Source organism: Pirellulaceae bacterium, from assembly GCA_029243025.1.
Taxonomy (GTDB): domain Bacteria; phylum Planctomycetota; class Planctomycetia; order Pirellulales; family Pirellulaceae.
This window is the reverse complement of the sequence record JAQWSU010000047.1, coordinates 1-26938: the sequence shown is the minus strand read 5'-3', so window position 1 is coordinate 26938 and position 26938 is coordinate 1. Positions and strand designations below refer to the sequence as shown.

At 52.7% G+C, this 26938-nt stretch carries 22 protein-coding genes; 12 read left to right on the top strand and 10 right to left on the bottom strand.

Translation table 11 applies throughout. The annotated features are described in order from the left end of the window. The first annotated feature begins 227 nt into the window (after nt 1-227). From P8N76_23370 to P8N76_23330, 9 genes are all read left to right on the top strand, one after another. Nucleotides 228-1142 carry a substrate-binding domain-containing protein gene (locus tag P8N76_23370; protein ID MDG2384629.1) on the top strand — a complete coding sequence of 305 codons (915 nt, stop codon included), beginning with the start codon at nt 228-230 and terminating at the stop codon, nt 1140-1142. Further along, complete coding sequence (gene pstC, locus P8N76_23365; GenBank protein ID MDG2384628.1) at nt 1129-2142, top strand: phosphate ABC transporter permease subunit PstC; 1014 nt, start codon at nt 1129-1131, stop codon at nt 2140-2142. The genes P8N76_23370 and pstC overlap by 14 nt, the downstream gene beginning before the upstream one ends. Beyond that, the gene (pstA, locus tag P8N76_23360; GenBank protein MDG2384627.1) at nt 2135-3463 is read left to right on the top strand and encodes a phosphate ABC transporter permease PstA; all 1329 of its coding nucleotides are present in this window, start codon (nt 2135-2137) and stop codon (nt 3461-3463) included. Before pstC ends, pstA begins: the two co-directional genes overlap by 8 nt. Continuing rightward, nucleotides 3464-4222: a phosphate ABC transporter ATP-binding protein gene (locus P8N76_23355; protein ID MDG2384626.1), complete on the top strand. Its 759-nt coding sequence runs from the start codon at nt 3464-3466 to the stop codon at nt 4220-4222. It begins immediately after the preceding gene. A 25-nt stretch (nt 4223-4247) separates the two neighbouring features. Then, a complete protein-coding gene (locus P8N76_23350) occupies nt 4248-5054 on the top strand; it encodes a phosphate ABC transporter ATP-binding protein (protein ID MDG2384625.1) in 807 nt (268 codons plus the stop codon). A gap of 57 nt (nt 5055-5111) precedes the next feature. Next, a complete protein-coding gene (gene phoU / locus P8N76_23345; GenBank protein ID MDG2384624.1) occupies nt 5112-5780 on the top strand; it encodes a phosphate signaling complex protein PhoU in 669 nt (222 codons plus the stop codon). An 80-nt stretch (nt 5781-5860) separates the two neighbouring features. Next, nucleotides 5861-6139, top strand: coding sequence for a response regulator (locus P8N76_23340; GenBank protein MDG2384623.1), 279 nt, complete (start codon nt 5861-5863; stop codon nt 6137-6139). A 33-nt stretch (nt 6140-6172) separates the two neighbouring features. Beyond that, nucleotides 6173-6550: a response regulator transcription factor gene (locus P8N76_23335; GenBank protein ID MDG2384622.1), complete on the top strand. Its 378-nt coding sequence runs from the start codon at nt 6173-6175 to the stop codon at nt 6548-6550. 262 nt (nt 6551-6812) lie between these two features. Next, nucleotides 6813-8810, top strand: a complete 1998-nt coding sequence (locus tag P8N76_23330) for an ABC transporter ATP-binding protein (protein MDG2384621.1) — start codon at nt 6813-6815, stop codon at nt 8808-8810. 531 nt (nt 8811-9341) lie between these two features. Here P8N76_23330 and P8N76_23325 read toward each other — a convergent pair. From P8N76_23325 to P8N76_23315, 3 genes are all read right to left on the bottom strand, one after another. Then, nucleotides 9342-9569, bottom strand: coding sequence for a BON domain-containing protein (locus P8N76_23325; GenBank protein ID MDG2384620.1), 228 nt, complete (start codon nt 9567-9569; stop codon nt 9342-9344). A 198-nt stretch (nt 9570-9767) separates the two neighbouring features. Next, entirely contained in the window at nt 9768-10442 is a 675-nt protein-coding gene (gene cysC, locus P8N76_23320; protein ID MDG2384619.1) for an adenylyl-sulfate kinase, read from the bottom strand. Between the two features lie 55 nt (nt 10443-10497). Beyond that, entirely contained in the window at nt 10498-11601 is a 1104-nt protein-coding gene (locus tag P8N76_23315) for an acyl-CoA/acyl-ACP dehydrogenase (protein ID MDG2384618.1), read from the bottom strand. Nucleotides 11602-11896: 295 nt separating this feature from the next. On the opposite strand from P8N76_23315, the gene glgP reads away from it, so the two are divergent. After that, nucleotides 11897-14101, top strand: coding sequence for an alpha-glucan family phosphorylase (glgP, locus tag P8N76_23310; protein MDG2384617.1), 2205 nt, complete (start codon nt 11897-11899; stop codon nt 14099-14101). Nucleotides 14102-14247: 146 nt separating this feature from the next. Here glgP and P8N76_23305 read toward each other — a convergent pair whose 3' ends face one another. Together P8N76_23305 and waaF are read right to left on the bottom strand one after the other, a co-directional pair. After that, the gene (locus P8N76_23305; protein ID MDG2384616.1) at nt 14248-15150 is read right to left on the bottom strand and encodes a class I SAM-dependent methyltransferase; all 903 of its coding nucleotides are present in this window, start codon (nt 15148-15150) and stop codon (nt 14248-14250) included. Further along, nucleotides 15143-16222: a lipopolysaccharide heptosyltransferase II gene (gene waaF, locus P8N76_23300; GenBank protein ID MDG2384615.1), complete on the bottom strand. Its 1080-nt coding sequence runs from the start codon at nt 16220-16222 to the stop codon at nt 15143-15145. The genes P8N76_23305 and waaF overlap by 8 nt, the downstream gene beginning before the upstream one ends. A 319-nt stretch (nt 16223-16541) precedes the next feature. On the opposite strand from waaF, the gene P8N76_23295 reads away from it, so the two are divergent. Next, nucleotides 16542-17735, top strand: coding sequence for a glycosyltransferase (locus tag P8N76_23295; protein ID MDG2384614.1), 1194 nt, complete (start codon nt 16542-16544; stop codon nt 17733-17735). A 23-nt stretch (nt 17736-17758) separates the two neighbouring features. Here the strand turns inward: P8N76_23295 and P8N76_23290 are convergent, their stop codons facing one another. The 5 genes from P8N76_23290 to P8N76_23270 form a co-directional block, all read right to left on the bottom strand. Continuing rightward, the gene (locus P8N76_23290; protein ID MDG2384613.1) at nt 17759-18544 is read right to left on the bottom strand and encodes a glycosyltransferase family 2 protein; all 786 of its coding nucleotides are present in this window, start codon (nt 18542-18544) and stop codon (nt 17759-17761) included. Next, the gene (rfaE2, locus tag P8N76_23285) at nt 18534-20060 is read right to left on the bottom strand and encodes a D-glycero-beta-D-manno-heptose 1-phosphate adenylyltransferase (protein ID MDG2384612.1); all 1527 of its coding nucleotides are present in this window, start codon (nt 20058-20060) and stop codon (nt 18534-18536) included. Before rfaE2 ends, P8N76_23290 begins: the two co-directional genes overlap by 11 nt. 171 nt (nt 20061-20231) lie before the next feature. Further along, on the bottom strand, nt 20232-21296 hold the full coding sequence (gene lpxK / locus P8N76_23280; protein ID MDG2384611.1) for a tetraacyldisaccharide 4'-kinase: 1065 nt from the start codon (nt 21294-21296) through the stop codon (nt 20232-20234). Nucleotides 21297-21366: 70 nt separating this feature from the next. Continuing rightward, nucleotides 21367-22581: an NADP-dependent isocitrate dehydrogenase gene (locus tag P8N76_23275; protein ID MDG2384610.1), complete on the bottom strand. Its 1215-nt coding sequence runs from the start codon at nt 22579-22581 to the stop codon at nt 21367-21369. Nucleotides 22582-22742: 161 nt separating this feature from the next. Beyond that, nucleotides 22743-24311, bottom strand: coding sequence for an altronate dehydratase family protein (locus P8N76_23270; GenBank protein ID MDG2384609.1), 1569 nt, complete (start codon nt 24309-24311; stop codon nt 22743-22745). Nucleotides 24312-24547: 236 nt separating this feature from the next. Between P8N76_23270 and P8N76_23265 the strand changes: the two genes are divergently transcribed. Further along, on the top strand, nt 24548-26938 hold a 2391-nt coding region (locus P8N76_23265; protein MDG2384608.1), incomplete at its 3' end, for a hypothetical protein.

Sequence of the window (26938 nt, the reverse complement as noted above, 5' to 3'; positions counted from 1 at the left end):
ATCGGCATTCTTTGAGCGAAAAATAAGCTGCTTGGCTTAATTCATTAATCGTTCACATTCTCTTCATGGTTTTTTTATCTTTGTTTGTTAAATTTCTAGCCGTTTCAGACTGATATTCAAACACAGACTGATATTCAAACTCGGTTCGTCGCCGTCAAAGCGAGCATTCAGGGGCCAAATGCGTTGATTCCTAGGTGCCTGATTGATGGTCAAGGAGATTAAGCACGATGTTGCGTCTTGTTGCATCCGGTATGGTTCTGGTTGTTACTCTGTCAATGCTGAATGGTTGCGGGTCTGGGGGGAGTTCAAGTCCCGATCGGATTGTCCGAGTGAGTCGGCAAAACAACTCGGGTACTTACGCTTATTTTCGTGAAGCGGTTTTGGGGAAAGATGGTCAATTCAAGCTTGGATCGATCGATCAGAGTGGGTCCAAGGACGTCGTCGAACTGGTGTCTACGACCCCCATGGCAATTGGCTACAGCGGTATGGGCTATGCCACCCCGGAAGTCACGATGTTGGCAGTGAAGAAATCTTCGGGCGATACGGCTGTCGCGCCCACCTCCGAGAACGCGGCATCTGGAGCCTATCCGCTTGCTCGCGGGCTCTTCATCTATGTGCTCGGTGAACCCGAAGGGGCAACCAAGCATTACTTGGATTGGATTCGATCTTCTGAAGGACAGGCGATCGTCAAAGAAATTGGTTACGTCCCAGTTGAAGCGATTGAAGTCAAAGGTGACACATCGCCTCGCGATGGACGGATCAAGGTGGCCGGCTCCGATACGATGGTCAATCTTGCTCAGGCATGGGCTGAGCAATATATGAAGAAGTATCCGAATGTCGATGTGCAGGTTTCGGGTGGTGGATCCGGAGTTGGCATTGCAAAACTGATCGAAGGCACCGTCGACTTAGCAAATGCGAGCCGTGATATGAAGCCGGCCGAACGAGAAAAAGCCAGCGAAAATGCAGGCGGTAAAAAGGTGAAAGAAATTACCACCTCGCTCGATGCCTTGGCCGTTTATGTACACAAAGAAAATCCATTGAAGGAGATTTCCCTCGATGATTTGAAAGAGATTTATGGCGAGCACGGCACCATCACTCAATGGAATCAAGTAGAGGGCTGGCCTGAGAATGAAGGCGAATAATCGATCGGGAAATCGGGGCAAAAAAAATTCGATTCGGAATTTATTTGTTTACTGGTTTCATTTGATTGCGGACAAAACTGAACCGGTCGTCGAAGCCGTCATCTGGTTTTGCGGTTGGAGCGCTATTCTATTCGTTGCCGCCATCTTCATGTTTGTCTTTACCGAGGCGGTTGGTAGCCTCGGAGAAGGCTTTGTGTCGATTGAGGGGTTCAGTTTTAAGGAGTTCTTTACGTCAACGGCTTGGCGACCGGATCGAGAAGATAAACCTCAGTATGGAATCTTTGCTCTTCTGGTGGGTACGGGTGCTGTGACTATCGGCTCGATGCTGCTGGCCGTCCCGTTAGGATTGGGGGCGGCGGTGTTCATTTCTGAGTTTTGTACGGGCCGTGTGAGAGAGACGCTCAAGATTGTGATCGAGCTTTTGGCGGCGATTCCGTCTGTTGTTTGGGGATTCATCGGGGTCGTGGTGTTGGGGCCGATGATCATTACCTCAACCCACCATCTCAGTCATGTGTTTCCGTTTGTCGAGCCGGCGTATGTGGGTGTGAATGTTCTGAACGCGAGTGTCATCTTAGCCTTGATGAGTGTTCCGGTCATCGTTTCTGTGGGAGAAGATTCCCTGAAGGCGGTGCCGGACTCTTACCGGGAAGCGGCGCTTTCCCTGGGTGCTTCCCGTTGGGAGATTGTTTATCGCGTTTTGTTTCCCGCTGCTAAGAATGGGCTACTCGCAGCCGTCCTGTTGGGAGTGGGGCGTGCGATTGGTGAAACGATGGCGGTGCTATTGTGCACCGGACACGCGGTAAATATTCCCACCCGACTGACCGATCCTGCTCGTACATTGACGGCGACGATCGCTTCTGAATTGGGAGAGGCAGTTCGTGGTGGAGGTCACTATCGTGTGTTGTTTGTGATCGGAGTTGTTTTGTTTGCTATTACCTTCCTTGTGAATCTGATCGCTGATCTCGTGGTCAAAGGAATCCGGGGCCGCGAAGATGTCTGACTTTGACTCAACCCGAATCGACAATCCGGATTCAGACGGAAAAGAAAGCGACTGGAGGAAACAGGCACTGGCCTACACCGTGTGCAGTAAAACCTCTGACGTTGTTAGCAGCGACGAGAATGCGTTTCCGACTCTTGAGGATGCGTTCGAGGCGGTGATGGCAACTTGCCATCAGGAGGATGGATCCTGCGCAGCTCCTGGCAGCATCGATGTCTCATTTTCCAAGCAAATGAGTGACGTTCGAAAGAAACGAAAGCCAAATCAGACTTTCTACTATGACACCCACTTACTGGGTGCTGCTGGTGATGGGAGTGAACGCGATCCTTGGCCCGATGTGCCGTCTTCCTTGGTCGGCCTAACCGAACTCCATCAAGCCGGCAAGCTCGCCACGAAACCGGGCGATTTGATCCGGATTGAGAAACGCTTGGTGTTTACGGCAACGCGACACGAGCGCAAGAAGCAGTGGTCGGAAGCGATCGCCAAGTTAGTATTCTTCGTCATGTCGATGATGTTAGTCGCGCCCGTCCTGTTGATTTTGGGCTATCTGCTTTACAAGGCCATGCCGGCGTTGAGTTGGGGTTTTCTGACAGAAAATCCACGTGAATACATGACGGCGGGTGGCATTTGGGCACCGCTGATCGGTACCTTTTTCTTGGTCTTTATCTCCTTGCTGGTTGCTGCGCCGATCGGGATCTTGGCCGGAGTTTATTTAAATGAGTACGCTCGAGAGAATTGGTTTACGCGTTTGATCAATTTAGCGGTTGTGAATCTCGCGGGTGTTCCCAGCATTGTTCACGCGTTGTTTGGCGTTGGTGCCTTTGTCTTGGCGGCTGGGATGGGTGAATCTTTGTTAGCAGCCTCCTTTACTTTGGCGGTGATGACTCTTCCGGTCATCATTACGAGTACTCGAGAAGCACTTGCTGCTGTTCCGATGTCTTTTCGAGAAGCATGCTGGAACATGGGAGCGACTCGCTGGCAGACAATTCGCACTATTGTGTTGCCGAATTCGATCAGTGGAATCTTGACGGGAGTGATTTTGCAGGTTGCTCGTGCTGCTGGAGAAACCGCCCCGATTCTATTCACCGGGGCCACCTTCTATCAACGCGTCGCGGATAAAGGTTGGGAGTCATTTTTTCCCTACGGTCTAGGGGATAAAATTATGGCACTCTCGATGCATTTGTTCACGTTGATGACTCAGGTGAATAACGCGCCGGAGGAGGTTGTTTATGGCACAGCCGTTGTGCTGATCGGTTTGGTGCTGGCGGTAAACAGTCTTTCGATTGGCGCGCGAGTTTATCTTCGATCGCGAAAGAAGTGGTAAATGACATCAGACACGATCATTGAATTCGATCATGTGACGGTAAAGTACGGCAGCGATGTTGCGCTGGACAATATCTCGTTTCGGGTTCCTCGCAATACCATTCTGGGTGTGATCGGGCCGGCGAATTCGGGGAAGACGACGATGCTTAAATGTATCAATCGTACGATTGATTTTATCGACGCGGCGAAAGTCACCGGCGATGTGTCCGTGGGCGATGAAAATGTGCGGAAAATGCGGAGTGTTTATGCGTTGCGTCGTCGGGTGGGAATGGTGTTTCCGCTGCCCGTTGGATTGCCGCTTTCCATTTACGAAAATGTGGCCTACGCGCCGCGCCGCAAGGGACTGCATGATCGGGAAGCATTGGACGAATTGGTGACAACCTGTTTGAAACAGGCCATGTTGTGGGATGAAGTCAAAGACCGGCTGGATTCGCTTGGAACCAAACTGTCAGGCGGTCAGCAACAGAGGCTCACGCTGGCTCGCGCGCTTTCGAATCGTCCTGATATCCTGTGCCTGGATGAGTTTTCGATTGCCATTGACCCGGTCACCACGATGAAGATTGAGGACGTCCTACTCGAACTGAAAAATGAGATGACCATCGTACTGGTTACGAACCTCGTTCAGCAGGCTCACCGCCTTGCTGATAACACGTTGTTTCTCAATGATTCCAAACTTGTGGAAATCGGAGAGACAGAAAAGTTGTTTACTGAACCTGAACAAAAAATAACTTACGAATATGTGACGGGAGGCTTTGGCTAGAATGAAACTCCATGAGGCAACCAAGATGGCGCGTTCTCCCGTCAAGCTGACTTCGCACAATGTCCCCGCGAAATACAGCATCACGGCGACGCATTTAGACCTTTGGTATGGTGATTTCCAAGCTTTGAAAGATGTGACATTCAAAGCCAAGCGTGGCATCATCACCGGCTTGATTGGTCCATCAGGCTGCGGGAAAACTACACTTTTGCGTAGCTTCAATCGCATTAATGAACGCTACGGGAATGTGACCACCGAAGGCGAAATCAAGATCTTAGAAAAGAATATCTACGATGAAGATGTTTCGCTGAGTGAGTTACGGAAAAGCGTTGGAATGGTGTTCCAGCGTCCCAATCCGTTGCCAATTTCGATCTACGAAAATATCGTGTTTGGTGCTCGTGTGCACTCAAGTCGCCGGCAGCTAAAACGGTCGCGACGCGATGAAATGGTCGAAGAATCGCTGACCGAAGTTCACCTGTGGGACGCCGTGAAGGATAATCTGAAACGACGAGCAACATCGCTCACGCTTGAACAACAGCAAAAACTCTGTATTGCTCGTTTGTTGCCGCTTAAACCACGTGTGATTTTGATGGATGAACCCTGCTCCGCGCTCGATGCCGAGGGAATTGAACGGGTTGAGGAGTTAATTGCGAGTCTCCGTGATAAGTTTACGATTGTCATCGTGACCCACAACATGGCTCAGGCACGTCGAGCAACCGACGAATGTGTCTACATGTTGCTAGGAGAAATTGTCGAGCATGCGGAAACTGCCGAACTGTTCTTGAATCCCCAAAAAAAAGAAACCGAAATGTACATTGAAGGTCGGTATGGATAATCGTCCTTCAGGAAAGTGTGGTTTTGGCTTCGTTTCACCCTCGTACTGGTTTCGACAATGAAAAAGATGGATCATGATTTGTCGGTCTTGCGTCAGCAAGTCATTGATATGGGAAATTTGACCGAGCAAATGGTGTTGCAGGCAATTGATGCCATCTCAGGTGCCGATAACGAGGAAATGACTGGTCGGGTGCTGAGTGAAGAAGTACGTCTCGATCAAATGCAACTGGAAATCGACAAGGAAGCTGTCAGGTTGCTGACACTTTACAGTCCAGTTGCCGGCGATTTGCGGCTTATTCTATCCATTACAAGGATTACAGCCGAATTAGAACGTATTGGCGATCACGCGGTGAATATGTGCGAAAGCTTGCAGTTGATGGTTACCAAGAATCAACTTCAGTTGATGCCTGAAATTCATAAAATGGGCAACGTTGTCAAGACCATGATTAGTGATGCGCTCAATTCCTTTGTCCAGGGTGATATTCTCAAAGCAAAAGCGACGATTGCAAGCGATAATATGGTTGATGCACTCAACGACCAGGTCGTTGGTGAGTTGTTGAGTCTCGAGGTTGTCCGAGAAATACTGAAAGGTCCCAGTGAAGTTGCGGGAGCCTTGGCACAAGTATTGATCGCACGGTCCCTCGAGCGAATTGCCGATCAGGCGACAAACATCAGCGAAGAGGTTGTCTACATGGTACAAGGCGATGACATTCGTCATCAACCATGAGTCGTAGATCTTACCGATGCAGTGCAATAAATAGCTCAGCGCTTGAGTAAGTGCCGGGCAGCTTTAAGGTATGCAGGTTGATGAATATAGGGACGCGAATACTAATTGTTGAAGATGATTCTGCGATTTCGGAGATCCTTTCTTACAATCTTCAGGCAGACGGATATCAAGTCGATTTGGCGACTGACGGTCACGAAGGGCTCGAAATGGCTCGCCGAAATCATCCTGCGCTGATTGTCCTCGATCTGATGCTGCCGACGATGGATGGAATTGAAGTTTGCCGACAATTGCGAAACGATGTTCTCACTCGTGATACGCTCGTTTTGATGCTGACCGCCAAGGCGGAGGAGATCGATTAAGTTGTTGGATTCGCTGTGGGCGCCGACGATTACGTGACAAAACCCTTTAGCGTCAAAGTGCTGATGGAACGCATCAAAGCGTTGATGCGGCGAAAAGACATTGTCAAGGATGTCACGGAAATTGTCGAAAAATACGGCGTCGTGGTCGACCGTCGCAGTCACGTTGCGACCGCCGACGATCGTGTGATGGAGCTGACTCCAAGCGAGTTTGCATTACTCGACGCACTCATCTCACAACCTGGTCGAGCTTTTTCCCGGCATGATCTGATCGATGCCGCACTGGGGGGCGATGCAGTGGTACTAGAACGAACGATTGATGTTCACATTCGTTCGCTACGGAAAAAATTAGACCGTCATGCCGATGTCATTCAAACAGTTCGCGGCGTCGGCTATCGGTTTCGTGATTTTTAACGATCGCTTGACAGGTCAGTGATCGCAGCGACCGTATTCTCTCCTCAGCCAAATCGTCGACAAACTGGCCGTTTGTCCTCCCTGCCTACCTTTCCCGGATTGTACGCGCCGCCGTTTGACAACCTTTGTTGTCGCTAGCGTTGCTGGTATCTCTCTCGCAGCCGAGCGAAATCTCACTCTGCCACTGCGTCGATATTGGTGGATGGGCGCCGTCCTGCTAAAAGATTGCCTCAATGTTTGGAAGCCAAGATAGGTGCTGATAATGAAGAATTTTGGGCGAGTGCTGAAGATAGCCTGCCAGTTCCGGTGGACCGTTGCCGGAACCTTTACGTTTTCGTTGCTGGTGGCCGTCCTGTGGGGCGGAAATATCGGCGCGCTCTACCCCGTGATTCAAGTGGCTTTCCAAGGTCGTTCGCTTCAAGCCTGGATTGACGATGAGATCCAAACATCGGAAACCACGATAGACCGTTATGAGAAAGAGATTGCTCAGACCAAGCAGCAATTGTTTGACGCAACGGCTCAGCGTACTTCGGAGCTGAAGGGCAAGTTAAATCAGATCGAATTTGATCTGACGGCGGAACACAGGGTTTTGGCGGCTCGCGAGCGAATTCGACCGGTGATCTATCGTTTGTTTCCCAACGATCCCTTTCAGACTGTTGTTGTCATTGTGATTTGCCTGGTATTTGCCACGTTTCTCAAAGGCATTTTCATGTTTGCCAACACGATGTGTGTGGCGAGACTTGAACAGCATACGACGTTTGAGATTCGCAGGCAGTTCTATCATCAGGCACTACGACTCGATTTAGCGGCGTACGGCGAGGAACGGACGAGTGGCATGCTAAGTCGCTTCAATACTGACATTTCTTACGCGACATCCGGGCTGAAGAACCTTTTTGGCAGTGCAGTTCGTGAACCACTGAAAATGCTTGCTTGTCTAATTGGTGCTTCGCTGATCAGTTGGCGACTGCTCGTGTTTTCGTTGTTTTTCGCGCCGATTGTCGCATTGTTGATTCGAAAACTGGCTGGGTCGATTAAACGCGCGAATCGACGCGTGCTGGAAGAGATTACCCAACTGTATGGAGTTCTCACGGAGACATTCAACGGAATTCAAACGGTTCAAGCTTATACCCTCGAGCAGCGTGAGCGAAAAAAGTTTTATCGAGTGGCGAGGGAATGTTTGAAGAAAGCGATGAGGATTTCGTTTTACAGCGCTCTCGCAAAACCGATTACCGAAACCTTGGGCATTGCGATGATCTCTCTGGCTCTCGTGGCCGGCGCCTATTTGACACTGAATCAGGAAACGCATCTCTTTGGAATACGGATCTGCGATCGTCCTTTAGACGTACCTTCATTGCTGGTTTTCTATGGGTTGTTGATCGGGACGACGGAACCGGGCAGAAAACTATCCGAGATTTTTAACTCGATTCAAGCGGGTATTGCAGCATCCGATCGCCTTTTTCCGTTGCTGGATATGGAGCCTTCAATTCAAGCTCCCCAACAACCGGTTGCCTTGCCAAGGCCCCACCATCGTCTTGAGTTTGAGGACATCCGATTTCATTACGACGAAGGAAGCCCTATTCTCGAAGATATCAACTTGTCAATCAAGTTTGGTGAGACGATCGCTATCGTCGGCCCGAATGGGTGTGGTAAATCGACGTTGGCACAAATGATTCCCCGATTTTTTGATCCGGTGGAAGGATCACTGGCCATCGATGGTGTCGACGTGCGGCAGGTTCGGTTGCGTGACCTGAGAAAGCGGATTGGATTTGTTACGCAGCAGTCGATTTTATTCGATGATTCAGTCTTCAGTAACATTCAGAGTGGTAGACTTAACGCAACGGAGTCCGAGGTGATTGAGGCGGCTCGAAAGGCAAGGGCTCATCGCTTCATCACTGAAAAACTTATCGACGGTTACGAAACAAACGTTGGCGCCGGTGGCAGTCGACTTTCGGGCGGACAGCGTCAACGGATTGCACTGGCACGAGCGATTTTGCGTGACCCAGAGATTCTGATCCTGGATGAAGCAACCAGTCAAATTGATTTGGAAAGTGAGCAACTGATTCATCAAGCCCTGGAAGAATTCAAACAGGGACGTACGGTGATCATGATTACCCATCGTCTGGCGTCATTGGATCTCGCTGATCGGATTATTGTCATGGATGCGGGACGAATAAGTGATTGTGGCACTCACGACGAACTCATCAATCGCTGCGGCTTGTATCAACGACTTTACTCGATCCATTTTCAAAAAAGCGCTTAGTAAGTGCAGGCTCTGACGCTCGCTCCGATTGCTGTGTCAGACTACGAAGGCGGTATCCTTGAGTCCATCTGAACCATTTGCGTCACATCATTGATTCATTTGCTCTGTTCGGAATGAGTTTTCAGTTCCGAAGCTCGCTGGTAAAAATCGATAGGTCGTCAGGCTGTTCAGTACGCCAACAGGCACACGCTCGAACCTCTGTTTGTTACTGGTTGATCCAAAGCTGTGTTTTCACAGAGGCCGCTTTCTCACGCAGGATTTTATCCTGCAGGGGGAGCGATCTTGCCGTTTCGAATGACTGGGTGTAACTGCAACGGATGGGCTTTTCCAATCCCATCGAAGTCTGTATCGATACGGTTGATGCCGTGCTCCACAATCGCCTCGTCAGATGGGCCATTCAAGCAGATCGTGATGTTGACAACGGAGGCCTCCGTTCATCGATCAAGAAGCTGCAGTCCTGGTACGAGAAAGAGCGGATCTCAGGTGAGAGATAATAGATGTTTTGCTACGAAACGCTGCTACGAAACGCTGCTACGAAACATAGTCAACATGGATTGCGTTCACAAGTTCCCGTCCGTTGAGCACCGTGCGCACAATCTCTTGTGCGAGCTGTTTGTGATAATACGTTTCTACGCGACCAGAAATAATTATCGTTTCAGCGTCTTGCTCGACTTGCAACTCTCGGAGTGCGTAAATCGGGCTGCTATGGAGCGCGGTTTGAACTTGCTCGGGGATACGTGCGGCCTCGGTATCGGCCATGTTTCAGGTCCCTCCGTGGATCTTTAAAGGCGTGAGACTGCGGTCATAGTCATCAGATGTTCGTCTTAAATTGGGCCCGCCTGGAAAGAAGGAAGGTCGCGACCTCTTCGAATAACCTAACGTTGACTCGCGATTGATGTCAAGAGCGAGCTATGTGTTGGGCACTGATTCATGCGTTTGCTGGTAAGCTTGGTAGTGCTAGCTGACCTTCGGGATTTTTCCGATTGCTTCGAGATGAGCGATCACTTGGTCTGCGAGCACTTCGGGTGTGGCGCCATCTGACTTGAGCGTGATTTCTGGCTTCGTGGGAGGTTCGTAAGGATCGTCAATGCCAGTAAAGTTCTTGATCTCCCCAGCTCGAGCCTTCTTGTAGAGCCCTTTGGGATCGCGCGACTCGCAAACACTGAGCGGTGTGTCAACGAAAACTTCGATGAAGTCGTCCGAACGTCCCCGCGAAACGACCAAGTGCTTCACCAATTCTCGATCTTTGCGATACGGACTTACAAAGGCTGTTAGCGTTACGATTCCCGCCGCACAGAACAGTTGAGAGACAGCGCCGATTCGACGGATATTCTCTTCTCGGTCCATTGAACCGAATCCTAACCCGAAACGAGTTGCAAATTCTTCGCCATGTTCTTCCGATAGCATTGCAGGTCCCGAATTGAGACCATGCCGAATATTGTCGCCATCGAGTAAAAACGCACGGATTTGGCGATCGTGGAGCTTCAGGTCAACCGCGTTGGCGACAGTACTTTTGCCGCAACCACTCAGTCCCGTGAACCAAACGACACATCCACTGTGATTGGCCAGTCGTTCGCGATCTGCTCGAGTTACGTTGTGTTCGTGCCAAGTGACATGCGTATCTCGCGTCATCTCGTTTCTCCAAGCATGGAAAGGGTAACTGTCGAGCGGCTAGCTCGAGGGGGGATTACTCAGTTTGGGGGTGAATGAGCTCCATGCGGTAGTTTTCGACTACCGACGGGGGGCAACTCCAGACCAGAAAGAAAAGAGCTTCCTGACACCATCGTCCGGCGCAGTGGCCCCGCACGTATCCACTGCCTTTCGCAGCGATCAGGGCGGCCTGCGTCGCACGTAGTGCCAGGCTATTGGCTCTCGCGCGACATTGAAATGGATCAAAGGGGGCCGAATTGCTAACCGGGGAGGATTGGTTGACCGCGCCGGATAACAATTCGGCCTCCAGTGCATCCAATTCGCGACGCAAGGGAGTGGAGAAATCAGTCAATTCAGGTCGTTTTTCTGCGGCTTCCGCGATGAAATCGATTGATTCGCTGGCCAAGCCGATTGCGAGAGCAGAAGTTTGCAGCCCGCCCGCGTTTCCGCCTCCGCGACTCATTAAATCCGGCGCGGGGCCCGCGATTTGACGATCAGAGGCCACCAACACGCCTTCCAAAAGTACCTCGCTGGTCTCGCTTCCCGTGAGGCCGACCAGCTCGGGGGCTGGTTTGACAAGCACTCCCGGCTCTGTGCTGTTGACAGCACAGAGCATCTGTTGGCCTTCTTCGGTGGCGGCGGCAAGCACAAATAGATCGGTATGACGGGCACCCGTAACCCAAGGACTACGACCATCCAAACGATAATTGTCACCCACCCGAGTGGCGAGTAGTACAGGCCGTCCCAGATGACGCTGGCTCGTGGTGAGTTGAGAAATACCCAAGGTGGCCAATCGTCGGCCCGTGGTGAGATCGGTGAGCAATTCGGCTTTTAAGGCTCTGTTTTCTGAAGCGGCGATCCGTTGAAAGGCTCCCATGCATTGGGTCAATACAAAGGCCGTGGTCAGACAGCCCGCCGCCAATTCAAAATAGCCGCGGAGCAGATCGGTGGTTGTCCAACCTGCACCACCCGCGGATTGGGGGAGAAACCAGTAAAAGACTCCCGCCTCGGCACAAAGTTGCAGCTGGGCAGCGGGCCAAGTGGTCTCGTTTTGCTGAGATCGCATTTCACGAAGCTGGGCTCGGAGTTGTCGGAGTCGGCCAGGATCGTAGCGATTAATTCGCTTGGTCGGGAATTGCATAGGTGGTTGGTGTCAACGAATAATCTTTTTTCTAGACTTCCAATTTTAACATGCTGACGCTGGCTAAGCTGTCAAACGAATGGCTTTACTAAGATACCCACTTGTGTAGGTCGATTGGAAGCGTATAAACCGTCTAGACGGCTGGAGCCCCGTTTTCGGCACTCTTCAGCAGATAGCACCGACATTAAATGCTGGGCTTTGACAACTCGACAAAAGTTGACGAGTTTTCTGGTCGATAGCAAACTGCACTAACAGGTCACGCACAGGGTGCATGAGCGTCCATAAGGGAGCATCGATGAGCCAGACGCAGACGGTTTTACCGGAAGAGTCTTCAACAACGCCTCGCAGTCACGAAATGGGTGCCCAAACGCTCTACGACAAGTGTATGGCGCTAGCCAGCAACATGTGGTGGGCTTGGCATCCGGAGGTCATCAATCTGTTCCGCGACTTGGATCCAATCCGGTGGCGACAATTGGATCACAATCCGATTGCGTTGTTGAAGGAGTTTACGCCAGCCCGACTGGAAGGTCGAGCGACGGAGATGGTCCTCTATAGTCGCATTCACCATGCTTATCGGCAGCTGAAAGCCTATGTGTCCTCGAACCGTCCGACCTGGGCGACCAACCACGCGGGCGTTTTGGGTGCCAAACCGGTCGCTTATTTTTCGGCTGAGTTTGGAATTCACGAGTCAGTACCGATTTATTCGGGTGGCTTGGGCGTGCTTTCGGGTGACCACATTAAGAGTGCGAGTGGCCTTGGTCTGCCTTTAGTGGCCGTCGGTCTGTTCTACGATCAGGGGTATTTCAAACAGCGGTTGGATGAGGACGGCTACCAACTGGAAGAGTACCTCGACACACGCGTCGACAACCTTCCGCTCAAACCCGCCTTGGACGCGGATGGCAAGCATTTAACCATTTCGATCGAAACCCGCACGGGCAAGTTATTGGCGCGTGTCTGGTTGATGTTTGTAGGTCGCGTTCGACTCTATCTTTTGGATTGTGACGTCGAAGGGAACAGTCCCGAGGATCGATCTTTGACGAGTCGGCTCTACGGCGGTGACGAACGAACTCGAATCCGTCAGGAATTGGTGTTGGGAGTTGGTGGCGTCCGCGCCCTGTCGGCCTTGGGCATCTCGCCCGGTGTGTACCATTTGAACGAGGGACACAGCGCATTTGCCCCGCTAGAAGCGGTTCGTGAACGGATGGTCGAAGATGGTGTCAGTTTCGATGATGGTTTACGAGAAGTAGCCCAGCACACGGTGTTCACGACGCACACTCCTGTGCCCGCGGGACATGATCGGTTCGATCCGGAATCGGTGGAAGAACATCTCGGCCCGCTGCGAGACTCGCTAGGCATTTCCTACGACCAGTTGATGGGATTTGGTCGTGTCGAGCCGCAAAATGGAGCCGAGAGTTTCTGTATGACCGTTCTCGGGCTGAAGCTGTCGCGTCGAGCCAACGCGGTAAGTGCTTTGCACGGTCATGTGTCACGACGCATGTGGGCCCACCTTTGGCCTTGGCGTTCGGAAGAAGAGATTCCGATTGGGCACATCACCAATGGTGTCCACATCCCGAGCTGGTTGGCTTGGCAAATGAACCAGCTTTATGATCGCAGTTTTGAAGCCGGTTGGATTCATCGGATGGGTGAGCCAGAGGCCTGGCAAAATATCTATGATGTGGATCCGGGTGAGTTGTGGGAGACGCACAATTCACTGAAAAACTTGATGTTGGCCTTCGTTCGTCGTCGGATCAGTCGACAATGTCGCCGCCGAGGCGAGAGTGACGAGGTTGTAGAGACCGCACGAAATCTGCTCGATCCTGATGTGCTCACGATCGGATTCGCAAGAAGGTTTGCAACGTATAAACGAGCCGATCTGATCATGTCGGACGCTGAGCGATTGATCGCGATGTTGTCTGACGAGTCGCGACCGATTCAGATTATCTACGCCGGTAAGGCTCATCCGAAGGACGAGCCAGGTAAAGAGTTGATTCGTAAGATCGCAAACGTGCGTTTTGACGCGCGATTTCGAAATCGCCTCATTTTTATTGAGGACTACGATGTCAACGTTTGTCGGCATTTAATCCAGGGCGTGGATGTTTGGCTGAATAATCCGAGACGTCCACTGGAGGCTTCCGGGACAAGCGGTCAAAAAGTCGTCTTGAACGGTGGTCTGAACATGTCCGTCCTTGACGGTTGGTGGGCCGAGGCGTTTGATGGCCGTAACGGGTTTGCCATTGGCAACGGAAACAGTAACGTATCAGACGAGATCAGTGATCAACGCGACGCCGAGTCGTTGTTCGATGTGTTGGAAAATCGTGTGATACCGCTCTACTACAACCGAGATGTCGATGGGTTGCCTCGCCAATGGGTGCGAATGATGATGCACTCAATCGGATCGCTCGCATGGAGATTTAGTGCCCATCGTATGCTGATGGACTATGCTCGCACCTGTTACGTACCGGCTGCCGGTGGTTTGAGTTGCGATATGAATTTCCGCTAGTCGGAACCCCAAACTCGATTGATATGAAAGTCGCGTCGTCACTTAGGTTGGCGTCGCGGCTTTTTTTTCGAATCGAATCGGGCCAGCTGAAAGTCGTCTCCCCACAGACCGACGGTTCCGTAACGCTTGCACGTCTTCGATGTTGCCTAGGCGTGAGCTGCGAAGTCCGTTCGGACCGACCGAATCCAGCGGTCGGGTTTCACTCGCTGGTGGGGCACGCGGGCCCGAAGCAGCTTGTAATGCAGCTTGGCCAGACCGCGAGGTGACTCGGGTTGGCAGTGGTAATCAACCAAAGGAAGCAATTGATCGTGTAGCGCCTGTTTCTGGTCGGAAAATTCAACTGCGTCCGCCGGGTCATCCCAATATTGTGCCCATCCGATGGAGCCACAAATTCCGACCGCTCCGAAGTGGGGCGAATTCAGAACGTCCTCGCTGAAAACGCGGATGCATCCGTCGTATCTGGACAATACGTCGTGCATCGCAAGCATGCCGCCGTTCACGAGGTGGGGTGAAAAGAGATCAAAGTCCTGCTTGGTCGACGGATAGCTGTGGTCGCCGTCAATCCAAAGCAACCGCAATTCTCGATTCCACTCCTCAGCCAAGTCATAAGAGTAGGCTTGATGGAACTCGATTTCCCGATCGACCCCCGATTGTCTGAGGTTCAAGTCAAACAGTGCGCGAGCACTTCGCTCGCCACGAGCTGATTCCGTCATCGGTTCTTCATTTGGCAACGGATCGATCGCCACCAGAGTCGAATCGTCACCGTCGACAAGTTGTTTTGCTTTTGCCAGGACGACTGTCGAGCGCCCGCGAAAACTTCCAATCTCGAGAATATCGCCCGTCGCTGTCGGGCAGGCACCAAGCAGGGCTAGAAATGAGGCCTCTCGGTCTGTCAGCCAGCCGTCGATAGGACGAATGGTTGAGCGGATATCTTGGAGCGTTTTAGGGAAACCGTTGGGGATCATTGTTCCTTGTCCTTCCAGATGGCGACCTTGGTATTCGGTTACCCATTCACGATGGCGTTTCAACGTTGCCTTGCGATTACGCAACGTGGCGGGAACTCTGTGTCCTTTGGATCAAGTGATTGGCCGCATTGAATACATGATCGACCGTCAATTCACGCATGCATCGATGGTGTCCAATCGGGCAAGAGCGTTCCGCACAAGGACCACAGGCGACCTCCCGACTCAAATGAATTGCGTTTTGATGGTAGTTTTCACTCCAGCGGGGATCGGTGGGGCCGAACAGCGTGATGGTCGGGACGTTAAACGCAGCACCGAAATGACGCGGTCCGCTGTCCGTGGAAATTAGGAGATCCGATCGCTTGACAATCGCTTTGCTCAGCCCGATTGAGACCTTCTTACCTGCCAAACTCTTGACTTGATCCGAATTCGCTAATTCAACAATCCGCTCCGCGCTGGAAACTTCTGCGGGTCCGCAGAGTACCACCACATGTGCATTCAATTCTCGCGTTAGACGCGCGGCCAGCGTGGCAAAGTATTCCAATGGCCACTGTTTTGCAGATCCGTAGGCGCCGCCCGTATTTAGCGCAACGACTTGACGCCCGCTGCCGAAACCAATCTGGTCCCAGATTGCGTCTGCCTGCTGTTCCTCTGCTGAAGTTGTCGCGAGTTGGGTTTGTCGACTGTCTACCGTGGCACCAACCGATTGAGCGAGATTCAGGTAATAATCCAACGCGGATACTGGCTCCAGTTGGAAACCGTCTCGCGGAGGATAAAGTCTTTCAGTCAACAGAAATCCACGACCGTAGCGGACGTACCCGATTCGTTGCGGTACCTGAGAGACGCGGGCGATGGCGGCGGAACGTAGAGAGTTTGTCAGCAGCAGGACAGAGTCCAGACGCGTTTTTCGAAGTCGACGGATCAAAGAAACCGTACCGATACTCGAATCATTTGACCGACGATCGTATGGAAAAATGTTGTTTATCCAATCCGTACCGCTTAAGACTTCGGCGACATAAGGACGCATGATTCCAATCAGTTGCGTGTCACGTCCGTAAAATTGACGGAGGATTCGCAACGTGGGTGTGGCCATGACCACATCCCCGATCCAATTTGGCAAGAACACCCCGACCTTAATGGTTCTTCTCCTGCAGTGCATCCTGCGTTGTCGTGAAGCCCCGAAATGCCCCTGTGATGAGCAATCTGTGAAGGACTATAAGGCTTCAGAGGAATTTCGAAAATGCCAACTTGGCCCAGGTCGGCACGGTCCTATCGTTGCTAGCGTGCTTGGTGGAGCGGTTTAAATGGATTGGCTTTGACCTGAGACTTAGTTTCGGAGTAATCTTTCGGCCCGATGTTCGCGGCTGAAAATGCGTGTGTGAAACGGGCCTGGTTTCCCAACCGGCTGGGCTGTCGAATCACATCTCGCCACCCGACTGCGACTTGCGAATCTACCTTGCTGTTGTCTCGCAGAACCTATGATCTCCACTTTTGAATATCCGATTGGCGTCAGCGGCCCTCTGGCTCTGCCCCGTATTGCGATTGTTTCCACGCAACGGCGCTGGCATGGTGGAGAGGTGCAGGCCGCTTTGCTAGCGGAAGGACTTCGCAATCGGGGCCATCACTGTCTGATCCTAGCGCGCCAGGGGGGAAGCTTTGCCAAACGCATGCGCGAGAGAGGTTTTTCGGTGGTGACCTTCGGCGGTCGCGGTCGCCTGCCTGCAGCGCAATGGAAGATTCGTCGCGCGCTTCAACGGTTTCGCGTCGATGTGCTGCACTATAACGATCCACACGCAATGGTGGCTGCCGGAGTTGCCTCTTGGGGGCTGCAGGTTCCTCTGCGCGTTGCGTCACGTCGCGTTGACTTTCCACTTAAGTCCGTCCAGCTCTATCGAGCCTTTTGCGATGGTCTGATTTGCGTTTCCCGAGCAGTGAAAACGATTTGCCAACAGGGAGGCTATCCCGAGCATCGTCTGCATTTGGTGCACGACGGTGTTGATCCGGCACGCATGAAGGTGGGGAAACGATCCGTTGGACGTCGGTCTCTTGATTTGCATGCCAAGCAACAACTGTTGCTTTCGGTTGCCAAGTTAACTGATCACAAAGGGCATCGTTATCTGTTGGAAGGCATGCCTCGCGTGTTTCGAAAGTTTCCCGATGCGATTCTTGCACTTGCCGGAGAAGGTAGTTTGCGGCAGGAATTGGAGCAACAAGTCGATCAATTGGGGCTTCAAGACAAAGTTCGTTTCTTGGGCTATCGATCGGATGTTCCCGATTTGATGGCGGCTGCGGATCTGTTTGTGGTTCCGTCGCATATGGAAGGACTCTGCAGTTCTATCATCGACGCCATGTTGATTGGCTGTCCCGTGGTTGGCACACGTGCGGGCGGCATTCCCGACCTGTTAGAAGAGACGACTTCACAGGCAGAACTGGGGTGGGTCGTTCCATCTCGCGATGGGGACGCTTTGGGTGATGCGATTGTGATGGCGTTGAGCTCACCTCAGTTGGCTCGTGATCGTGCCAATGCAGCTCAGGAACGAGCCTTGTCGGAGTTCACTGATCGATCGATGGTGAACGGTACGATCGGCGTCTATCAACGCTTGCTGCGACAATCCCAGGCCTTTCAAAGGCCGAGTGATCTGTTGACGACAGCCTCCTGTTCGGCGACCTAGCGTTCGGCGACCTGCTTGTGTCTTTATTGGGTTTCGAGTTCTGACCGATGCCTGGCGTGATGCATGTGCCAAAGCCTCGCTTGTTTCATGAACGAATAAAACCCGGTCAACGCGGAAACTTGAAATCCGGCAAGCCCGTCGAGAAAACCTCGTTGCACCACATAGCATCGGAAGAAACGCAAGGGCCCGTTGCAGAACAAGCGGAATAGGCTTGGTTTTCGACCTTCCTGGTACCAGATTTTGGCTTGTTGGTCTGTGTATCGCAGCATTTTTTGTAGGTAATTGTCGTAGTCCCAGCACGTGTAATGGGTCAGTCTTTCTTTCAAAAAGCCAACTTGATCGGCGGGCATGGTGATTTCGCTATGGTCGGTGTATTCGCGATAGCGTCCGACGTCACGACGGAAGAGTCGAATGACTCGATCTTGGCCCCAGGACGTGTGGCGGAGCGGGTGACCCATGAAGTGATTGTTGCGATAGATCCAGTAGCCGTTTTGGGATTTTTCATCTGTGAGGGTGTTTTGAATTTCTGCTGCGAGTGCAGGTGTGACTCGTTCATCCGCGTCAATGGTTAACACCCACTCGTGAGTCATTTGTGGAATGACCCAGTTTTTGAAGTTGCCCGCATCAACGTATTCTCGTTTGATGACTCGGCAAAATCCTAGCTCTTCGACGAGAGGCAATGTATTGTCTTCGGACCCGGAATCGGCCACCACGATTTCGTCGGCGATTGCACGAACTGACTCAATGCACGACAAAATGTTTTCTTGCTCGTTTTTACAAGGAATCATGACACTCAGTTTATGACGCATGGCGAAGCCTCCCTGGCGAAATGGATGATCGCGTTTTTGACGGTTTTTGGCCAGGCGAGCTGAGGGACTCTACGATTCTGGTTGTCGAGACGCCGTCCAGAACTCGAGTAACGCTGACTCGCCCTCCGTAGGATTCGACAACTTCTCGCCCAACGACTTCGTGTGGTTGGTAGGTGCCGCCTTTGACAAGCACATCAGGTTGAATTCTTTGCAGCATCTGATGCGGGGTATCTTCATCGAAAATTATCACGCGACTTACGCAGGCCAGCGAGGCGAGCATGGCGACTCGGTCTTCCTCGGAAATAATGGGTCGCTGTGGTCCTTTTAATCGCCGGACACTTGTGTCGCTATTGACGCCCACAATCAGTGCCTCGCCATGAGATGCAGCCTCTTCGAGATAGGTGACGTGTCCCACGTGAAGGAGGTCAAAGCAGCCGTTGGTAAATACTACCCTTTGGCCACGTCGCCGACTTTCCTCTGCGAATTGGGCTGCCTGATCCAACGTCACTTGTTTTCGCAGTGAGTTTCGTTGAGCTGTGAGTTCGCTGCGGATTTCATCTCGCAAAATGGTGCAAACACCCGTGCGGTCGACGACAATTCCAGCCGCAATATTAGCCAATTGGACCGATTCTTCTGGAGGAAGGCCACTTCCCAAACAGAGGCCCAAGACGGAAAGAACCATGTCGCCGGCGCCGGTGATGTCAAAGACCGAACGGGCTTTCGTCGAATAAACCTCACCTGCCCCGTCACTTGGTACCAACGCCATGCCGTCTGCATCGAGCGTGATGACCGCCATCTCAAAGTCATATTGTTGGCAGAGTTTTTTTCCTGCTTGCATGGCATCTTCGGGATGTTCCATTCCGGACTGGGTTGCTTCTTCCGTCTCTGTTCGGTTTGGCTTGATCAGGGTTGCATGACGATAGATGGAAAAGTCGCGACAGCGGCCCGGGTCGACAAGGATCGGGATCTCAGCGTCTTTTGCAGCGTGAATCGCTGCTTGCACGCATTTCTCGGTGCACGCGCCTTTTGCGTAATCAGAGATTAATAATGCGTCATGTCCAGGCAATGCACGGATCAGACCTTCAATCAATCGTTGTTCGATTTGCGGGCTAATTGCTGTGGTCGCCTCCGTGTCGACACGGAGTAATTGACCTGGGAGTCCAGAGCCTGAATTTCCAACAAACCGTTCTTTTTGCGTGGTTAACCGTTCCTCGCACTGAAGCACAAGTTCTGTGTTAATGTCGGCCGCAGCGAGCAATTCAATGAGCGTTTTCCCTGCTGCATCTGCTCCGATCACTCCCGCACAAGTGACGTTGCTGCCCAAGACTTGAAGCATATGGCAGACGTTGGAGGCGCCACCCAAGCGGTGTTCCCGCTTCTGCACCTGGAGCACCATCACGGGAGCTTCCTGGCTCGTGCGATTGGTCGTTCCCCAGGTGTACTGGTCTAGCATCAGATCACCCAACACCATGATTTTCGGTTGCTGGATGCGCGAGAGAGAATTGAGTAAATTCACGGTGACCGTTTCTTCTTTGGAATTAGTGAGCGCTTGCTGCAAACAAGTTGATCGTTGGGCTTCCTGACCCGCACGCCCTGAGTTTATCCGCCGACTTGGAAACGGTCCTAGACCAGTTGCTAATATCTTGCCAGCTTTGAGACGCATTGCGCGCATGGTGTGCTGGCGATGCTATCGCTCAGCTTGGGGCAGTAAGGGGCGGAGTAAATGCTCCAATTGATCGCCACCGTGTTGAATTGTGAGATCGATGATGAGAGCGTAAAGGGGGTGCTGCCCGAGGCGATCGGCTGCAATTTTGACCAAATCTTTATGGGTACAGATTACTGCTTGCTGGGCGGATGAGTGTTGCGACCAACTTGTCAGATTTTGGATGTCGTCTCGAGAATAGGCATGATGATCGGGAAAGACGCGGAAGTCGCTGACCATCAATTGGTGGGCTTCAAGCGTTTGTCGGAAAGCCGTGGGATTTCCGATTCCGCAAAAAGCCGTCACCGACTTTCCAGCGAACTGATCTAGAGGAAGGCATCTGCCACTTGAGCTTCGTAGTTCGGTTGCTTTGTGACCGACTTCGATCCAGGTTGCCTGGGGGGCCAGCCTCATCACTTCTGCTCGGATCGTTGCGATCTGTTTTTTGTCGACAAGATTACAGCGTGTCAAGATAACTGCGTTAGCACGTTGCAAACCGCTGAGGGGTTCGCGGAGCATGCCTCGCGGAAAGACATGTTCATATCCGAATGGTTCGGTGGCATCGATGAGTACCAAGTCTAAATCGCGATGCAGTCGGCGATGTTGGAATCCATCGTCGAGCAAGATCAACTGCGTGTCGAGTTCGTCGATAGCGATACGGGCGGCATGATAACGTTCGGGGTTCTGCAGATGAGGGACATCTGGCAGTCGAGCTTCGAGTTCTTTCGCTTCATCATTACTCGAGCTGGGTTGGGCTCCATATCCACGGCTGACGATGGAGACTCGCACACCTTGTTGTCGAAACCAGCGAGCAAGCCAGCCGACCATGGGCGTTTTTCCGGTGCCCCCGAGGGTCAGATTTCCGATGCTGATGACCGGCACTTCAACTCGGTCTATTCTCGCGTTACCCCGATTGAAGCGACGATTACGAATTTGCATCGCCCAGGCGTAGGGGTATTCGGCGATGCCCAAAAGGCCACGGGCGACGTTTGCCGCCGGGCCTCTTTTTTCGCCGCTCACGATCGCTCGAAATGCTTCCGCCGACAGCATAAGTGCGTCCTGTCACGTGGCTGCGGAGTGGGCGTTGGGTATCAGCGCCAAGGCCCGCGATGAATCAGCGTCAACCCATTTTCTGCTGCAGATTTTCGTCGAGTTTTGACAAGAATTGGTTGGTCGTGAGCCAGGCTTGGTCGGGGCCGATGAGTAAGGCCAAGTCCTTGGTCATCTGTCCGGCTTCGACGGTCTCCACGCAAACTTGCTCCAACGCTTCCGCGAATGCGACAACTTCGGGCGTTTCATCGAACTTGCCGCGATACTTGAGACCCCGCGTCCAGGCAAAGATCGAAGCGATTGGATTGGTCGAGGTCTCTTGACCTTGTTGGTGCTGGCGGAAATGTCGAGTCACGGTTCCGTGTGCTGCTTCGGCTTCGACCGTATGGCCATCGGGTGTCATCAACACAGAGGTCATCAGGCCAAGCGATCCGAAGCCTTGGGCGACCGTGTCAGATTGGACATCACCGTCATAGTTCTTGCAGGCCCAAACGAAGCCACCAGACCACTTCATCGCACATGCCACCATGTCATCAATCAAGCGATGTTCATAAGTGATCCCTTTGGCTTCGAACTCTTTTTGGAATTCTGCTTCAAAGACTTGTTGAAATAAGTCTTTAAAGCGTCCATCGTAGGCCTTCAAGATGGTGTTCTTTGTTGACATGTAAACGGGCCAGCCTCGTTGAAGGCCGTAATTCATGCAGGCGCGGGCAAATCCTCGGATCGATTCATCCAGGTTATACATGCCCATCGCGACTCCGCTGGAAGGGAATTCGAACAGTTCGTATTCAACGGGGTCACCGCCGTCGTTTGGCTCGTAACGCATGGTTAATTTGCCAGGACCAGGAACGAGAAAGTCTGTCGCACGATATTGATCGCCGAAGGCGTGTCGACCGATCACGATGGGTTGGGTCCATCCTGGTACCAAACGATCGACGTTGTTACAGATGATCGGTTCACGGAAGACGGTTCCCCCCAAGATGTTACGGATCGTGCCGTTGGGGGATCGCCACATTTTCTTGAGCTTGAACTCTTCGACGCGATCTTCATCGGGGGTGATGGTGGCACATTTGACACCCACTCCATGTTTTTGGATCGCGTGGGCCGCGTCGATGGTGATCTGATCGTCGGTTTGGTCGCGTGATGTGACGCTTAGGTCAAAATAGATAAGCTCCACGTCGAGGTAGGGCAGGATCAGCTTGTCCTTGATAAACTGCCAGATAATCCGCGTCATTTCGTCACCGTCGAGTTCGACGATCGGGTTGGCAACTTTGATTTTGCTCATCACTTTTCTCTGCGTGTGGATTCGTTTCGGGCGGAGCCCATCGTGATTTCTTAAACTGATTTCTTAAACTGAGTGACGCTAACAGATGGTCGCGATGGCGTCAACGGACTGCCGCTCTTCGTTGCTGGTTTGGCGGTCGTTGAAGCTTGAAGCTGGGCCAGTTAGAGGACCGGACCGATCATCCAGGGTACGAACTCCTCGTCACCGATTCCCTGTCGCTCGCTCTTGGTTTTTTCTCCGCTGGCGACCGCCAGAATGGATTCGAAGATTTCTTCACCCACTTCGGTAACGCTGCGACCGTGGAGAATTTGTCCCGCATCGATGTCCATGTCTGATTTCAAGCGTTGGTACATGGGGGTATTGGTTGCCACTTTGATTGAGGGAACGGGCTTGCAGCCGAAGCAACTTCCGCGCCCCGTGGTAAAGACCACCATGTTTGCTCCGCTGGCCACCATCCCTGTGATACTACATGGGTCAAACCCTGGCGAATCCATCACTACCAGACCGTGCGTGGTGATGGGTTCCGCATAGTGATAGACATCTATCAGGGCGGAACTCCCTGCTTTCGCGACTGCCCCCAGCGATTTTTCGGCGATTGTTGTTAAGCCGCCCGCTGCGTTGCCGGCGGACCGATTGTCGTCGAACGATTCGCCAAAGATGGCCGCGTACCATTTCCACCATTCAATTCGATCCAATAGTTTTTTTCCGACTTGCTCGGAGATCGCTCGGCGGGTCAGAATCTGTTCGGCGCCGACGATCTCGGTGGTCTCTGCCAAAATCGAGGTTCCGCCGCAGGCGATCAACCGGTCGCTCGCCACGCCGACAGCTGGGTTGGCCGTGATTCCTGAATTACCGTCTGAGCCACCACATTGAGTGGCTAGGGTCAGCTCGCTCGCTGGAATGGGTTCCCGTTGCACATGATTGACTTGAGGTAAGAGTTCTTCCACTTCTCGGATGGCTGCGGCAATCGTTTGTGCCATGCCTCCCGAAGCCTGAATTGTCATCGTGATCGGGCCGCGTTGCTGCCCTTGATGGCCATCGATTTGAACAAGTCGTTGATCGGACACGAGGTGATCGAGGGTGACTTTTTCACAGCCAAGACCGATCAGAAGATAGCCGCCGATATTTGGGTGACGCGCGATGCCACCCATCACTCGGTTCAGTATCTGATGTTGTTGTCCCGCAAATTGCATGGCACAGCCACTGTGATGAGTGAAGGCAACCACCCCGTCGACATTTGGATAGTCACGCAGTCGTTCTGGAGTAAAGTGTGCAGCCACTGCCTTGCTGGCTGTCGCGGAGCAATTCACGTTGGAGATAATTGCGAGATAGTTACGCGTACCGGCCGTACCGTTGGCACGGCGGTAACCTTGGAAGAAACGCGGCTCGGCAGCATCCTTGGGCTTGGGCACATCGGTAGCGAACTGATAACGGCCTTCCTCGCTTTGCCAGCTCACATTTTTCGTGTGAACCCATTGGCCGCAGTTGATCGTCGCGGTGGCAATACCAATCGGCTGGCCATATTTGATGATCGATTCTCCGGCTAATATCGCGGCTGTGGCCAGTTTGTGCCCCTGCGGAATGGCTTCCAGGAGCTCGATCGCTTTTCCAGCCGAGTTTCCGTTGAGCTCTTCAATCCGGGCTCCGAGCGGCAAATCCTGGATTGCAACCAGGACGTTGTCGGCCGAGTTGAGTCGGATCGTCTGTGTCGTGCGGGCGGAGTCGGTCATCGGGGGCCTGCGGGCGGGGGGTGACGGAAAAAGGGGAACTATCGAGTCGGCAGAGTCGACTATACTACATCAGGCGGCCAAGCGTGGCCGCAGCGTGGGGAGCTCGGATTGGTCTGTAATCGAGCTTCTGGCGGGCTCTGATCGGCTTTGCGAAGCCGCTTTTAGGGCGTCCCACTGTTCCCGATACAGCGGGATGCTGGGCGATTTGACAGCGATTTTTGATGCGGATTGGATGCATGGCTACTGATACTCAAAAGTCTCCAAACGACTCTGCCGAACTTGATCAGTTTATCGAAAAACAGATTCAGGTGACCCGGGCGCACGTCAAGATGGTCTCGGTTGCCACCGGTTTCACCACCTTGGCGGCCGGGGTGTTGGGCTTTCTGCTTTTGCTTAGTCTCATCGACCACTGGCTTTGGGGGTTGACTGTTTGGACCCGTCTGTTCGCTTTGGTGGTGTTGCTGGTGGGTGGTGCCGTGTTTTTTGTTTGGCGGATTTTGCCGGGGCTGTTGCGTTCGGTGAATCCCGTCTACGCGGCTCAAACGATCGAACAGTCCTCTCCGTCATTGAAAAATAGCCTCATCAACTTCTTACTCTTGCGGCGCCCTGATCGTGGCATTCGTCCGGTGATTTATGATGGTGTTCGTCGACAGGCTGCCAAGGGTTTGAATAACGTTCATGTCGATTCGGCTGTTGATCGGTCGGAATTGATCCGCGTCGGCTACGTTCTCGCAGCGTTGGTTGTTGTATTCGGCATCTACCGAATTCTCTCGCCAAAGGATCCGTTCCAGACGGTAGCCCGAGTTGCGGCTCCATGGAAAAGTATCGCTCGTCCCTCGCGAGCAACTGTTAACCAAGTCGAGCCCGGAAATGTCGAGATTTATCGTGGGCAGTCATTGGCCATTTCCGCAGTAGTTGACGGGTTACGAGAAGGCGAGCGAGTCGAATTGATTTATTCGACCAACAATGGGCAGATTGTTGATCAAACAATCGCCATGTTGACCGACGAAGCTGTGCATCGATATCGATGTGATCTGACAACTGGCTCGAAAGGCATCCAGCATGATCTCGTCTATCAGATTCGAGCAGGTGATGCCGAGTCCGAGCCCTATCGAGTGACGCTCAAGGATGCTCCTAGTATCGTGGTGCAGCAGATCACTTACCGGTTTCCAAACTACACACAACGTCCGGAGGAAGTGGTGGAGCAACAGGGGGATTTGGTTGCTTTGGAGGGGACGCGTGTGGAAATTCAAGCGTTGGCCAATCAACCCATTCGTGCCGCCTATCTCGAACTGTTCGAAAATAGCGGTGATGAGCGACCCGTTAAATCAGTCCCCATGAGTCATCAGGGAGAACTTGCCCGGGGACAGATTACGCTGACGCTCCGTGCCGATCGTGAAACGCCAAGCTTTGCTGCCTACCAGCTTCGCTTCTCGAATCACGATAACGCTCGTAACGAAGAGCCGGCTCGCTATCAAATTCAGGTCACGGCTGATTTATCGCCATTAGTCGAAATCCTGAATCCGCGACGACGTGAAATTGAACTCGCGGAAAATCGCAAAATGATGATTGAGGTTCGCGCGCTCGACCCCGATTTTGCGCTGACTGCTGTAAGGCTTCATGCCGCGGCTGGTGGTCTGGAACTTCTGAAACAACCGCTACTCGACGCCCCACACCAAGGGCAGGGAGTTTTTGTCTATGAACTTCAGCCGAATCGCTTGGGTTTGACCGCAGGAGATACGCTTGTCTACTGGGCCGAAGCCGAAGACGATCGTCGAGAAGCAGCAACTAATGCGGCCGCACCCAACCTAACGCGAACTGAGAATTACCGAATTCGTGTCGTCGCCCCAGAGGAAACGACCGACGGGACCGACGATAACCCCGCATCGGACCGCTCTGACAGCCAAGATGACCAGCAAGATGAAACGGGCGACGAGGCGGGAGGCGAAGGTGAGCAAACGAGTCAAGGTACCGAAGGTGGGCAGGGTGAGGCAGAAGGATCCGAAACAGCAGAGGGAGCAGAGGGGAATCAATCGGCCGACGATCAATCGGGGCAGGACGATTCTGAGGCGGAATCCGCTGGCGATGGCTCCCAGTCGGGGGATTCAAATCAAGCGGGTGAATCGAATTCCAGCCAGGATTCGCCCGAGCAAAATAGCGCGGAAGCGGGTAAGACGAGCCAAACAGGTAACGGTGAGGCTCAGCCCTCTGTTGGCGATCAGAGTGGAGATCCGCAGCCAAATCAAGAGCCGGTTGCCAGTGACGGCAGCAATGACGCGGATGCCATTGACCGTATTCTCGATCACAATCGGCGGCAAAATCAGTCTCCCAGTGACGGGGAATCGAATCCCAACCTGAATCGCCGTCCTGATGAAATCAAGGATTCATCGGAGCAGGCTTCACTGGATCCGAAAGATAACGCTGACGGTGACTCGGCCGATTCAGAACAGCAATCCACCAATTCGACGGCGGAGCCATCGGGGGACCTGCCCGTTGAAGGTGAGCCCGGTGAAGGTGAGCCCGTTGAAGGTGAGCCCGTTGAAGGTGAGCCCGTTGAAGGTGAGCCCGTTGAAGGTGAGCCCGTTGAAGGTGAGCCCGTTGAAGGTGAGCCCGTTGAAGGTGAGCCC